The following is a 13,647-nucleotide window of genomic DNA, read 5'->3' as shown; positions in this document are numbered from 1 at the left end:
TTTTTTAGCGAAAAACCTTGATTAAAGGCGGTCTGAAATTCGAAAAAACGATAACCCTGCAGGCACAATAATGCCACTACTCTCATCAGAAAATGTTCATATCGCCATAACAAACAGCATCTATTTGACAAATGTATTTCCTAGTGACGCCTATTTGCTATAAAATATGCCCCTTCAAAATTTCGTATCGTTATTGATGCCTGTTCGCATGAATAACTCATTAAGATATAAACCATATTGAGACAGTGATGATTGTATTTTGGCTTTTGCTGACCATTCTTTTTATTATTTTCGCTACCGCAAAATTGAAGTGGCATCCTTTTTTAGTGTTAATTTTGTCCGCTTTTTTGGTCGCGCTATTTTATCAAGTACCACTTAATACGGTCGCAAAAACGATCTCTGATGGTTTCGGTGGTATTTTAGGCTATATCGGTCTGGTTATCGTATTTGGTACGATTATCGGCTTAATCCTTGAAAAAACGGGTGCTGCTATCGTGATGGCAGAGTCAGTCATCAAAGTATTGGGGCCACGCTTCCCTACTTTGACCATGTCTATCGTCGGTGCGGTCGTTTCGATACCTGTATTTTGTGACTCTGGCTATATTATCTTAAACTCTCTGAAAGAGTCTTTGGCTGAGCGCCTACATGTATCAAGTGTCGCGATGAGTATTGCCTTGGCCACTGGTCTATATGCTACCCATACCTTTGTCCCGCCTACGCCGGGTCCAATCGCGGCAGCAGGTAACTTAGGTCTAGAGTCCAACCTAGGTTTGGTCATTATGGTCGGTGTGGTCGTGACAGCAGTTGCAGTACTGGCTGGCTGGTGGTGGTCTAATCGCTTTCTTAACGCGACTCCTGATAATATCAATGCGGTGGATGCTCCAGCAGCCATGCCTGAAGGAATGAAAACTCGTGACGATTATAGTCACCTGCCTTCAGCGACAATGGCGTTTTTACCTATCATTGTTCCTATCATTCTAATCTGCCTGTCGTCGGTTGCTAATTTCCCAAGTGCACCATTTGGCAGTAGCATGGTAGCAGAGATTTTAATATTCATTGGTAACCCATTGACTGCGCTACTTATCGGTTTGTTCTTATCCTTTTTCTTGATTAAATCAAGCCAAAAAACGCAAGAAATCAGCGAGAGCATCTCGCAAGGTTTGGTAGTAGCAGCCCCTATCCTATTGATCACTGGTGCTGGTGGCGCGTTTGGTGCCATGCTAAAAGTGACACCCATTGGTGACTACCTAGGCTCAACGCTATCTGCTTTGGGTTTAGGTATCTTTATGCCATTTATCGTCTCTGCTGCGCTAAAAACAGCACAAGGCTCGACCACAGTGGCATTGGTTACGACTTCTGCTATGGTTGCACCACTATTGAGTCAGATCGGCCTAGACAGTGAACTTGGACGCGTGTTCTGCGTGATGGCAATTGGTGCTGGTGCCATGACCATCTCACATGCCAATGACAGCTTCTTTTGGATTGTTAGCCAGTTCAGTCGCATGAGCGTGGCACAAGCGTACAAAGCCCATTCCATGGCCACTGGTATCCAAGGTGTGACTAGCATCGTATTTATCTGGTTGTTGACCCTAGTGTTTATCTAGTTCATGAGATTGGGTACGTATACATACGTTTATTTTATGATTGCTAAGTAAACGTTTTAAAGCATGACACTATCGCAACGATCGTGTCATTAAGATATTCAAAGAGAGCCGTATGAAAGTTTTGATCGCCCCTGACTCGTTTAAAGAAAGTTTAGAAGCACTGGACGTGTGCCATGCTATTCAATCTGGCTTTAGCCAAGTGTTTCCAGATGCTGACTACAAGCTATTGCCAATGGCCGATGGTGGTGAAGGTACTTCAGCGGTATTGTCTTATGTATTGGGCGGGCGCTGGAAAGAAGTCAGAGTACATGACCCATTGATGAGACCGATTACGGCAAAGTATCTGTTATTGCCTGATGCGACTGCTGTTATTGAAGTGGCTCAAGCGTGCGGATTGCATCTACTGACAGCTGATGAGCGTAATCCTGTTATTGCGAGCAGTTATGGTGTTGGGGAGCTGATCGAAGATGCATTAGAAGAAGGTGCTAAGCGTATTGTCATTGGTCTAGGTGGTAGCGCAACCAATGATGCAGGACTTGGTATGCTAATGGCGCTAGGCATCACCTTTCATGACATTAATGACAGCCTACTCACTCATGGTGGTGGCGCACTTGCCAGCCTACATAAGCTCGATAATACTAGCCTGCATGCACAGATATCAGACACGGTATTTGAGGTTGCTTGTGATGTGACCAATCTACTATGCGGTCTGCTGGGTGCAAGCGCAGTATTTGGCCCACAAAAAGGCGCCTGTCCAGAGCAGGTTAATACCTTGGATAAAGCACTCAGTCACTTTGCTACCATATGTGGACAGCATGGCTATGAAGACTGTCAATACGTTGAAGGCGCTGGCGCTGCTGGCGGTCTTGGTTATGCGATGATGACTTTCTTTCAAGCTCAGTTAAAGTCAGGCTTCGATACGGTTGCCGAAGTGGCTCACCTATCACAGCATATCGCAGAGGCTGATCTCGTCATCACTGGCGAAGGCAAGCTCGATGCGCAAACAGCCATGGGTAAAGTGGCAGGCGGTATCAGCCAAATCGCTAAGGCTAGCCGTACTCCTGTCATCGCTATCTGCGGCAGTGTCGACGGACTAAAACCTGCCCAGACCAGCCAGTTCGATGTGGTCATGCCAAGTATCCAAAAAGTAGACACGATTGATAATGTGTTAGGCTCTGCTTATAACAACATTGAAACGACTGCTGCTAATATTGCTGCAAGTATCAAACTTGGGCAGACTTTAAAATAGACGCAAGTTTTAAAATAGACGGCAATCTATCAAGAAGACTCTTTTGTTAAACGCACAGCTATTTAACCTTTTATTAGCCCTTTGTTAGCTGTGCATTTATCACTCTCAATATATCTACAGGCATTTTTTTACTTCATCAATGACCGTCTGCATTCTATTAGAGAGTGCCTGCTGTCGTCTGACTGCCAGATATAGCGTTTCTCTAACGGCAACTGATAGATAGTGACTGTTAATCAGCTCAGGCTTCGGATAAGCAGCTACGGCATGTGATGGCAAGACAGTAAAACCTATTCCTCTGCTGACTGGCTCTAAAATCAGGCCAATCTGATTCGAAAAGCCCTTTTTCTCAAAATTATTAATATGCTGGAATTGCTCATAATTGGCGGTCAGTAGCATGCCTGCATGATGAGCGCCATCTGGATGATCGATAAATCCCAGCTCGATAAGTTGCTCCCAGCTCGGCTCCACTGTGGCCGCAGGAGTCACTAGTATCAATGCTTCTTGTGCCATAGGTCTGCAGCTAACCGTTTCATCATCTGAGATATCCGTCATAAAGCCGATATCAATCTCGTGATTAGCCAGTGCTCGCTCTATATCAGAATTGGGTGCAAAACGATAATCAATGACTAGCTTTGGGTGCTGCTGCTGTAGTGTCAAAAGCTGCGGATACAGTTTAAGTCCCACACTCCCCGGTGACATCAACCGTACCAATCCTTCATAAGGCGGATCTTCACCGATACGTTGCTCTAAATTTGATAGACGCTGCAATATCTCGCCTGCCTCCTTATAGAGCTGCTCTCCTGCATTGGTCAGTGAGAACTGCTTTCCTTGTCGAATCAACAAGTCTGTATCTAGTTGCTCCTCTAACTTACTTATGTGTTGGCTCACACCAGACTGCGTCATATATAGACGTTCAGCTGTGCGGGTAAAGTGCCCAACTTCAGCAAGCGTACAAAAGGTGCGTAACCATGTGATATTTATCATTACGTTTTATACTTATTTATATAATATTTGATAATTTTACATAATGAATGTGCGTTTGTATACTGGTCTCACGTTAAACAAGCGTACAGCAAACAGGAGCACAAGTTATGAACAACATTTATCCAAGAAGCTTTTCGCACATCGGTCTATCAGTCCCAGACCTAGATGCTGCCGTAAAATTTTATACTGAAGTAATGGGATGGTACACCATCATGGAACCAACTGAGATTGTCGAAGATGACAGTCCGATTGGTGAGATGTGTACTGAAGTATTTGGTTCTGGTTGGGGCAGCTTCCGTATCGCTCACTTGTCTACTGGTGACCGTATCGGTGTTGAGATTTTTGAATTCAAAAATCAAGAAAACCCTGAAAACAACTTTGAATATTGGAAAACAGGTATCTTTCACTTCTGCGTTCAAGATCCAAACGTGGAAGAGTTGGCTGAGCGTATGGTTACCGCAGGCGGTAAAAAGCGTATGGAAAAACCACGCTACTACTATCCTGGTGAAAAACCTTACCGCATGATTTATATGGAAGACCCGTTCGGCAACATCGTCGAGATATATAGCCACAGCTATGAGCTTATCTATAGCGAAGGCGCATACTAGGTTCAGTATAAATACAGCTTATATCTGATTAAAAATCCAATAGCGTACTCATAATCTGAGTGCGCTATTTTTTTGTGAGCTTTCTATGTCAGTCATCTATTGTATAGGATATGAGCCATGCTACTATTTAGTTAGCTATATATAAAATTATAAACCAACCCATTATCAAGGATGATAAATGACTCAATCTGACATTACTCTAGACCTAGACGACCTTTTGGTTATTAGAGAAGACAGTACAGAAAGTGGCGTCGTCACACTTACCTTAAACCAACCCAAACAATTCAATGCGTTGTCCGTTGAAGTACTATCTACCATGCAAGCAGAACTGGACAATATCGCTCAAGACGATACGATCAGAGTGGTGGTTATTCAGGCGACGGGCAAGGCGTTCTGTGCGGGTCACAATCTAAAACAAATGCGTGCAAACGATGATGAAGCGTTTCATCGTGCCCTATTCCAACAATGCAGCCAGATGATGCTTACCATCAACCGTATGCCGCAAGTTGTTATCGCAAAAGTACAAGGTATTGCCACAGCCGCAGGATGTCAGCTAGTCGCAGCTTGTGACTTAGCCGTTGCCGCTGATGATGCGAAGTTTGCCACCTCTGGGATAAACGTTGGACTTTTTTGCTCTACGCCTGCCGTTGCCGTCAGTCGTAATTTGCCCCGTAAGCAAGCATTTGAGATGCTAATTACAGGTGAATTTATCGATGCGCATACTGCCTTACAATATGGATTGATCAATCGAGTTGCGCCAGCAGAGCAACTCGATCAAGTGCTAGACGCTCTGATCATGGCCATTACTGCTAAATCTCCAGTAGCAGTAAAAACTGGCAAAGATATGTTTTACAAACAGCTGGATATGAGTGTCGAAGACGCTTATGACTATGCCAGTGAGGTAATGACTTGCAATATGATGGCAGACGATGTGGGTGAAGGGATTGATGCTTTTATTGAGAAACGCCAAGCAGTATGGAAAGGGTGTTAGCCTATATAATATTAATCATTGTATTGCTTAGCTGACATTACACAGCGCAGGCTTTATTTGGAAAGCTAGCATATTCCTCTTTAATAATCGAGTTGGCTTATTGCTACGTATAGAAAAGGCCATGATAGCGATATCATGGCCTTTTTTATTTCTATTTGATACAGGTGCTATAGGTACTATGAGCAGTCTTTACTCAGCAGCGATAGCTATCATTTCAACCAATAACTCAGGACGTGCCAAAGCTGACTCACCACAAGCGCGAGCTGGTGGCTGAATACCTTCAAACCACTGGTCGTAGACTTCATTCATAGCAGCAAAGTCTGCCATGTCTTTGATCCAGACAGTTACTGATAGTAGCTTTGATTTGTCGCTACCCACTTCTTCTAATAGCGTTTGGATTTTTTCCAAGCAAGTCAATGTTTGCGCTTTGATATCGTCTTCTGCATTACCGACCTGACCACACAAATAGATAGTTTGGTTATGGATTACGGTTTTGCTCATACGTTGATTGCTGTGTAGCTTCTTAATCATGTCTATACCTTTTATTTATTAATTTAATTCTGTGCTAACTATAGTCAATCCACTATAAAAGCGTTACAGCGTTAACCTCGCTTGAAGTATGACATATACATCTGCACTCGGTTGCCTTGTACCGCTCTTAAATTGGATCAACTATATATTAGATACGCGCTTAGTTAGAAAAACGCTGAGCGCTAAATGGCGCTAAATCGACCAATGCTGGCTTATTATGAATCATCTCTTCAACCAGACGGCCGGTCATTGGCCCTAATGTAAAGCCTTGATGGCTATGACCAAAGGCGAACCAGAGCTTATCATGCTTATCAGCAGGACCGATGACTGGCTTCATGTCAGGCATACAAGGACGTGAGCCTGCCCATGCTTCACTCTCAACCGCATCTTCTAATGGCAAGATTTTTTTAGCAAGCTTCAATACGGTTTGCAATTGACCAAAGTTCTTTGGCGCATTCATGGTAGTCATCTCAGCACCCGTGGTGATACGAATACCCTGCTGCATTGGCCCCATGACAAAACCTTTGTCCATATCAAACATACTGTGATGGATGGTATTTTTTTCTGTCACTTTGAAATGCTGATGATAACCACGCATTGGGAACAGTGGCAGATTGTAACCAAGTGGTTTGATCAAATCGTTTGACCAAGGGCCTGCTGCGATGACCAATTTATCACTATAATACGTATCTTTATCAGTGATAACTTTCCAGCCGTCCGCTTCTTGGACGATTTCTTTTACATCATTTTCTTTGATCGTACCTTGCATGTCTTGGAAGTTTTTCGCGTAGGCTTTTACAAGCGAGCTTGGGTTTGATACTTGCCATGAATTTAACCAATGAATGGCACCAACAAAACCTTCGAAATTGGCACGAGGCTCCATTGCTTTTAGCTCTTCAAGGTTTAATACATTATGCTCAACACCTTGGTTACGCGCATCAATGGCGGATGCTTGCGCTTCTTTGAACGTCTCTTCTGAGCGATGTAGTTGTAACCAACCATCACGAGTGATCAATTCATCAGCACCAGAAGCGCTAATCATGGTTTGGTGCTCACTAGTGCAATGCTCAATCAACGTCTGCCACTCTGACTCGATTTTTTTGACAGACGCAGGCGTAGAGTATTTCCAGTATTGCAGTAGCGCTTGATGATAACGCAGAATGGCTGGAATACGATAACGAATATCAGTACCTTGGTTCGGCAATACTCGGATCATCTCTGTCAGCTGACGAGGAAAAGGATGCGTATGAATCGCTTCGCGCTGAATCAATCCTGCATTGCCATATGAGGTCTCTGACCCTGGCAATTTCTTGTCTAAGAGTAATACATTTGAGTTATTTTTTTGTAGATGCCACGCGATTGACGTGCCAACCATACCTGCACCGATAACGATAACTTCATAGCGCATAACCTATCCTTTTCTTAGAGTGTTAATACAGAGTATCAAATATAAAGGTCTAACCAAATTAGGTGGTAATAGTAACGCATTGTGCTCAATATTAAACCCTTATCTGAAAAATATTTTTACTATTAAATACTTTTGGCTATACCTTTATTTGCAGGTCATTTTTAAAAGGAATAGTTGGCGTATGAAGCCATGATTTGGCGATAAACACAAAGCAACATTATCTGAAATTTAGAACAAAGATATTCGTTAATGACAATTAGAAATCACCACCACATTGGATCATCGTTATCTATGACAGGCAGCTTGGTTGTTTCAACTGTCACTTCATTATCAGATAACTCTGCAATAAAGCGTGAGGCCATGTCAAAGTATCCAGAATAACTAGAAAAATAATTCGGCGCGGTCAGATACAGCTGAGTTTTTGCACGGCTACAAGCCACATAAAACAGCTTGCGCTCTTCTTCTAATGCTTCAAAGTCGTCCAGCGAGCGGTGATGCGGCGTGATGCCATCGACCAATGAGTTGACGAACACCACTGGCCACTCTAGCCCTTTTGCGCTATGAATGGTTGAGATAGTGACTTTATCATTACTTTGTCCATCTTCAGAGCTTCCCATGACAGCAACTGAGTCATTCGGTGGGTCTAAAGCTAGATTTTCCAAAAAGCTATCAAGGCTAGCGTGTTCTGTCGCTAAGTTTTTTAGTACGCGAAAGTCTTCGGTACGCTCACGCCAATTGTCTTCAATCAGCTTTAATACTGGAATATAAAACTCAAGAATATGCTCAATGGCTGTCTCAACCGTTTCCGCTTGCTGTGCATTGGTAAGCGTGTGGTAAAGCGGTTTCAGCTGATCGCTTTTTTTGGCAAACGGTGCTGCTAGTAACGGCTCAAACGCATTATTGTCAGCAGTAATGGCTTGGGTTAACCGTGTCGCGGTGACTGCGCCTACTCCTTTGAACAAGGTCAAGATGCGGTGCCAAGCAATCGTATCATTTGGATTATAGAGGATTTTGACAAATGCTAACACGTCTTTGATGTGGCGTCTTTCAATGAACTTAATACCGCCTACCACGATAAAGGGAATATTGCGCGCCATAAATTCTAGCTGCACATAGTTGGACTGGAAAGACGTGCGGCATAATACAGCAAAGTCGTTGTAGTCATACTCTGGCTTTAGCGTGATGATCTTGTCAGTTATATAGCTGGCTTCTTTTGTCTCTTCGCTGAGTCGTCGGAATATTGGCTTCTCCCCTTCTATCGGTGCGTCAGAGTAAAGCTGCTTTTGATAGCCTAGCGTGATTTGTGCTGACAACGCATTGATATATGTTAAAACTGACGGCGAGCTACGATAATTTTGTTCAAGCTTGATAAGTTTGGCATTGGGATACGTCTCACCAAAGAGCAAGATATTTTCGTAATTGGCGCCGCGAAAGGCGTAGATGCTTTGATTGTCATCGCCAACGACCATTAGCGATACTGACTCAGGCTCACATATTAAGTCAATTAGCTGCTTTTGCGGAATATTGGTGTCTTGATATTCGTCAACCATGACATAACGATAGGTGTTTTGGAGTCGCTGCCTAAAGGTGTCGTTGGTTTTTAGATGACGTACCACTTGACTGATGATATCGTCAAAATCGTATAAATGATTGGCGCGCTTATACTCATGAAAATCGATTGCCAATTGCTCGATGATAGGAATGTGTACGGCAATATCAGGATAATTAGTCTCGATTAAGTCACGAATATGAATCCGTCTATTTCTAGACGTCGATATGATATTTTGCAGCGTTTTTTTGCGCGGAAAGGCTTGATTTTTGGTCTGCGTGGAATACTTTTTTTCTTTATGTACCAAGTCGATAGCATCCTCGCTATCGCCAGTATCTAAAATCGTAAATCGTGGATTGATACCGAGCAGACCAGAGTATTGACGCAGCAGCATATTGCAAAACGAATGAAAGGTACCACTCGTGATGCTGTTTAAGGCCTTGTCGGTTGGCAGCTTATCTTCAGCCAATGCATCATCAGATAGCTCTTGATTTGAAAGACTACTTGCCAGCAAAGACTTAGCGCGATCTTTGATTTCGTTTGCCGCTTTGCGCGTAAAAGTCAGCAGTAATATCTCTTTAGGCGATATACCGTTTTCGAGCAAATAACTGGTGCGATAGGTCAAAGTCTTGGTTTTGCCCGATCCTGCACCCGCAATCACCAGCACTTTACCTTCGATAGTAGTGGCAGCCATGAGCTGATCGGGATTGAGCTCACTGGCATAATCTACTTTCAACCTTAAATGACTATCCAATCTTTGCGTCAACAAATTCGTGTTTGCTTGATCATTAGCATCAATGAGGTTTGCCTCTAGCTTTTTGATGGCCTGTTCAAGTCGAGCAAGTTTTGGCTTCATCTCAAGGAAGTTTTGTGGATATTTATAGCGGCGTGTGTCAAAAATCGAGGTTGTCATTATCGGATATTGCCTTACATTTTGTTTTGGAGCGAGCTGATTGTTTGAAAAAAATTAAACCAGCCAGCAGATTGCACTTACTGTTTGTGAGCCTGATGCCACTATTTATCTATGATAACTTACTATAGCAAAAAATACTGAATACCAAATCGAACACAACTTATCTAAATAAAAAGCAACCCATTGTATTCACTTTTCAGCGTCTGACATATCCTAACCTTAGTAGAAACACACCTGCCATCGCTGAGTAAAAACCTAAGCATATACCGTAACAACCTCACCCCTATTCCGGTAAATTTGCTACAATGTGCCCAATTTTGATTTACTATTTGACTAATATTTCAAACAAGCTGAGTTTTAGATGAACTCAGTTTTATCCTGACTAAATATCAAGTCTTATATTAGCTCAGTACCAACTATTTTATTAATACATTGAGAGACTGTTATGGGTTTTAATTGCGGCATCGTCGGCCTACCAAACGTGGGTAAATCCACCTTGTTTAATGCGTTGACCAAAGCGGGTATCGCCGCTGAAAACTTTCCGTTTTGTACCAAAGATCCCAATACCGGTATCGTACCAGTACCAGATCCACGTCTAAAGAAACTGGCTGATATCGTTAACCCTGAACGCGTATTGCCAACGACGATGGAGTTTGTGGACATCGCAGGTTTGGTCGCAGGCGCGTCAAAAGGCGAAGGCATGGGCAACCAGTTCTTGGCTAACATCCGCGAAACTGATGCGATTGCTCACGTCGTTCGCTGTTTTGATGATGACAACGTGGTACACGTCGATGGCCGCGTTAGCCCGATTGATGATATTGAAACCATCAATACTGAACTGGCATTGGCAGATTTGGAAGCGGTTGAACGCGCGATACTGAACTTGACCAAAAAAGCCAAAGGCGGCGACAAAGACGCGAGCGCCATGCTGGATGTGTTCAAAAAGATTGAGCCATTATTAGCAGAAGGCAAAGCGGCGCGCGCGGCCAACCTAGACGCTGATGAGAAAAAACTCATCCGTAGCTACGGTTTAATTACTCTAAAGCCAACCATGTATATTGCCAACGTTGCTGAAGATGGTTTTGAAAACAATCCATATCTCGACGCTGTTCGTGATTACGCGACTGGTGAAGAATCTATCGTTATTGCCCTATGCAACCAAATCGAAGCTGAAATTGCCCAGCTTGATGAAGAAGACAAAAAAGACTTTTTGGCTGAAATGGACATGGAAGAGGCCGGTCTTGATCAAGTGATTCGCGGTGGTTATGACTTACTTGATATGCAGACTTACTTCACCGCTGGTGTCAAAGAAGTACGTGCATGGACCGTCGCTATTGGCGCTACTGCCCCGCAAGCCGCTGGCGTGATTCATACGGATTTTGAGCGCGGCTTCATTCGTGCCGAAGTCATCGCTTATGATGATTTCATCGAATACAACGGTGAAAAAGGCGCTGCTGCCGCTGGTAAGTCACGCCTAGAAGGCAAAACTTATATCGTTCAAGATGGCGATGTCATGCACTTTAGATTTAACGTGTAGCTTTAGCTAGTCAATACTGTCTGATAGCTAATCAGCCGATGTTGGATATTTTCCAGCATCGGCTTTATTTTATCGACTTATTGTTATAATATAACATATCTTTATCTTACTTATTTGAGGGCTTATATTTTGACTGACTTTTTCTCTTTTTCCAAATTTGCAAGCGCTGCTATAGTAGGCAGTGTTATGACAGTTTCACTATTAGGCTGCCAGCCAAAAACAGACGGTGAGCCAGCAGTATCTGAAGACGTGACAACCGTAGACAGTCACGAAGCGCACGATGAACATGTCCATGAGGGGCATGACCACGAAGCCCATGATGATATGGAACACGATCATGAAGGACATGACCATGAAAGTCATAATGACATGGACGTTCACGAAGGACATGATCATTCTGAGCACGCTAGCAACAGCACACCATTCTCTTGTGAGCCTACTGCTACTATCGGCGTATACTATCATACCGATGCCACACCGCAGACCGCGCACCTACTTATTGACGGTATCGAATACGATTTGACAGCTGCCTCTGGTAGCGACGCCCTTACTGACAAAACCATCTATACAAGTGATATTGGATTAGATAACACTCATGGCATTATATGGCAAGTGGATGGTGACAACGCAACCTTGCTAAACAAAACACTAAATAGTGATGTGTCTATCGAAGAGGAAGACGTTCTTTTTGATTGCCAGAAGTCTTAGTAGCTGTACCAAGGGCGCTATTTTGTTATGCTAGAGGCTCCCTTGGTTTCGGATGTTCCAATATGCTAAGTACCCCAACCTCTTTGTCGTCTTCTACTGCGCAATGGTCTCATCTTCTCAACTCACAGCGTCTTGGCGCTGCCAAAAAATTCAACGCTAATACGAGTACTCGCTCTCAGTTTCACAAAGACTATGACAGACTGGTGTTCTCTCACTCATTTCGCCAGTTGAATCAAAAAACCCAAGTCCACCCATTGACCAATCAGCTAGGTATCCATACTCGCCTGACCCATTCGCTTGAGGTCTCCTCTATTGGAAGATCTTTGGGCATGATGACCGCAGAAAAGCTCCATGATAAGCTAGGCAATGGTCTACTAGCAGGAGTTTCGCCATCTGATATTGGTGTGATCGTACAAGCAGCCTGCCTCGCTCACGATATTGGTAATCCGCCGTTTGGTCATGCTGGAGAGTACGCCATTCGTGATTGGTTTCGGCAGCCTAATCCTCAAGCGATTTTGCAAAAACTAAGCAGCAATGAGCGACTGGACTTATTGGCCTACGAAGGCAATGCACAAGGGTTTCGGTTACTAGTACGCAATGAGCACCATCCTGATAAAGGTGGCATGCGTCTTACCTGCGCAACGCTAGGCGCTTTTATGAAATACCCTTGGCTTGCCACTCACAGCAATGATGCGAATGACAACGCCCATAATGTACAGAAATTCGGCTGCTTTTATAGCGAGGCCTCTCAGTTAGAGGAGCTGGCAGCATGTTTGCATTTGCCACGCTCAACACATCACGATGGCTTTGCACGCCATCCGTTGGCGTACCTGTTAGAAGCTGCAGATGATATCTGTTATGCGCTGATAGATTTAGAAGATGGTATTAATCTGAATATGCTAACCTATAGTGAGGTTGCCACGATATTTTACGAGCTGATTGGCGAGCGTCCTGATAGCGTGAGCTTGCCCACGCATATGTCAGTCAGGCAGAGTCTGGCCTCTTTGCGATCACGCGCTATGATGCGCTTGGTCAATACGATCACCGATGCTTTTGTGGCCAATAGTGAAGACTTGCTGGCAGGTACGCTCCAAGGCAGCTTGTTTGCGCATTGCGACACCAGTGTGCAAAACGGTATCTTGCAGGCCAAGCAATTGGCCCGCGAAAAAATATTTAATCATCCAAACAAAGTAAGAATGGAGTTAATGGCCAATCAATGCTTGCATCGCCTAATGGATGCCTTTGTACCACTGGCTTGGACGGGCACTGAGGCATTAGAAGCTGCTGCATCATCTATGTCGTTTGAACAGCAGAGTCTACTAAGATTACTACAGCCACACTTAGGTGAGCATCGCCGCGTGTTATCAGACAATATTTATCACAATATATTGAATATTTTAGATTTTATTACAGGTATGAATGACCACGAAGCCTATCGATTGGCGCAAGAATTGCAAGGTCACTGGGGTACGGTGGTTTAAAAGATTAATTAGTGCAGGCTTAGTAAATTAGCACGAATTGTGCATTTCAGTCGTATTTGTGCGCTGAAATGAGTATGATAAACC

Annotated in this window: 11 protein-coding genes; 7 read left to right on the top strand and 4 right to left on the bottom strand. The window is 43.7% G+C overall.

Going from position 1 to position 13,647, the window contains the following annotated elements:
• The first annotated feature begins 248 nt into the window (after positions 1-248).
• Both QO189_RS01785 and QO189_RS01780 read left to right on the top strand, forming a co-directional pair.
• Positions 249-1,604 (top strand): GntP family permease, encoded by a 1,356-nt coding sequence (locus tag QO189_RS01785; protein ID WP_371531256.1) that lies wholly within the window; start codon positions 249-251, stop codon positions 1,602-1,604.
• Between the two features lie 112 nt (positions 1,605-1,716).
• Entirely contained in the window at positions 1,717-2,853 is a 1,137-nt protein-coding gene (locus QO189_RS01780) for a glycerate kinase (RefSeq protein WP_371531255.1), read from the top strand.
• A gap of 114 nt (positions 2,854-2,967) precedes the next feature.
• Here QO189_RS01780 and QO189_RS01775 read toward each other — a convergent pair whose 3' ends face one another.
• Positions 2,968-3,837: a LysR family transcriptional regulator gene (locus tag QO189_RS01775; protein WP_371531254.1), complete on the bottom strand. Its 870-nt coding sequence runs from the start codon at positions 3,835-3,837 to the stop codon at positions 2,968-2,970.
• Between the two features lie 107 nt (positions 3,838-3,944).
• On the opposite strand from QO189_RS01775, the gene QO189_RS01770 reads away from it, so the two are divergent.
• Both QO189_RS01770 and QO189_RS01765 read left to right on the top strand, forming a co-directional pair.
• Positions 3,945-4,445 carry a lactoylglutathione lyase family protein gene (locus QO189_RS01770; protein WP_371531253.1) on the top strand — a complete coding sequence of 167 codons (501 nt, stop codon included), beginning with the start codon at positions 3,945-3,947 and terminating at the stop codon, positions 4,443-4,445.
• Positions 4,446-4,623: 178 nt separating this feature from the next.
• On the top strand, positions 4,624-5,436 hold the full coding sequence (locus tag QO189_RS01765; RefSeq protein ID WP_371531252.1) for an enoyl-CoA hydratase: 813 nt from the start codon (positions 4,624-4,626) through the stop codon (positions 5,434-5,436).
• Positions 5,437-5,625: 189 nt separating this feature from the next.
• Here the strand turns inward: QO189_RS01765 and QO189_RS01760 are convergent, their stop codons facing one another.
• The 3 genes from QO189_RS01760 to QO189_RS01750 form a co-directional block, all read right to left on the bottom strand.
• Positions 5,626-5,964, bottom strand: a complete 339-nt coding sequence (locus QO189_RS01760; protein ID WP_055124581.1) for a RidA family protein — start codon at positions 5,962-5,964, stop codon at positions 5,626-5,628.
• Positions 5,965-6,127: 163 nt separating this feature from the next.
• Positions 6,128-7,375 carry an NAD(P)/FAD-dependent oxidoreductase gene (locus QO189_RS01755; RefSeq protein ID WP_371531251.1) on the bottom strand — a complete coding sequence of 416 codons (1,248 nt, stop codon included), beginning with the start codon at positions 7,373-7,375 and terminating at the stop codon, positions 6,128-6,130.
• Between the two features lie 263 nt (positions 7,376-7,638).
• On the bottom strand, positions 7,639-9,837 hold the full coding sequence (locus QO189_RS01750) for an ATP-dependent helicase (protein WP_371531250.1): 2,199 nt from the start codon (positions 9,835-9,837) through the stop codon (positions 7,639-7,641).
• A 445-nt stretch (positions 9,838-10,282) separates the two neighbouring features.
• Here QO189_RS01750 and ychF point away from each other — a divergent pair, with 445 nt between their 5' ends.
• From ychF to QO189_RS01735, 3 genes are all read left to right on the top strand, one after another.
• Positions 10,283-11,374, top strand: a complete 1,092-nt coding sequence (ychF, locus tag QO189_RS01745; protein WP_057759361.1) for a redox-regulated ATPase YchF — start codon at positions 10,283-10,285, stop codon at positions 11,372-11,374.
• Between the two features lie 186 nt (positions 11,375-11,560).
• The gene (locus QO189_RS01740) at positions 11,561-12,082 is read left to right on the top strand and encodes a hypothetical protein (RefSeq protein WP_371531249.1); all 522 of its coding nucleotides are present in this window, start codon (positions 11,561-11,563) and stop codon (positions 12,080-12,082) included.
• A gap of 62 nt (positions 12,083-12,144) precedes the next feature.
• Positions 12,145-13,563 carry a deoxyguanosinetriphosphate triphosphohydrolase gene (locus QO189_RS01735; RefSeq protein ID WP_371531248.1) on the top strand — a complete coding sequence of 473 codons (1,419 nt, stop codon included), beginning with the start codon at positions 12,145-12,147 and terminating at the stop codon, positions 13,561-13,563.
• Positions 13,564-13,647 lie beyond the last annotated feature (84 nt).

The organism is Psychrobacter sp. Arc29 (assembly GCF_041431175.1).
GTDB lineage: Bacteria > Pseudomonadota > Gammaproteobacteria > Pseudomonadales > Moraxellaceae > Psychrobacter.
Note: the sequence above shows the minus strand (reverse complement) of the source record. Positions and strands in the feature narration are given on the sequence as shown.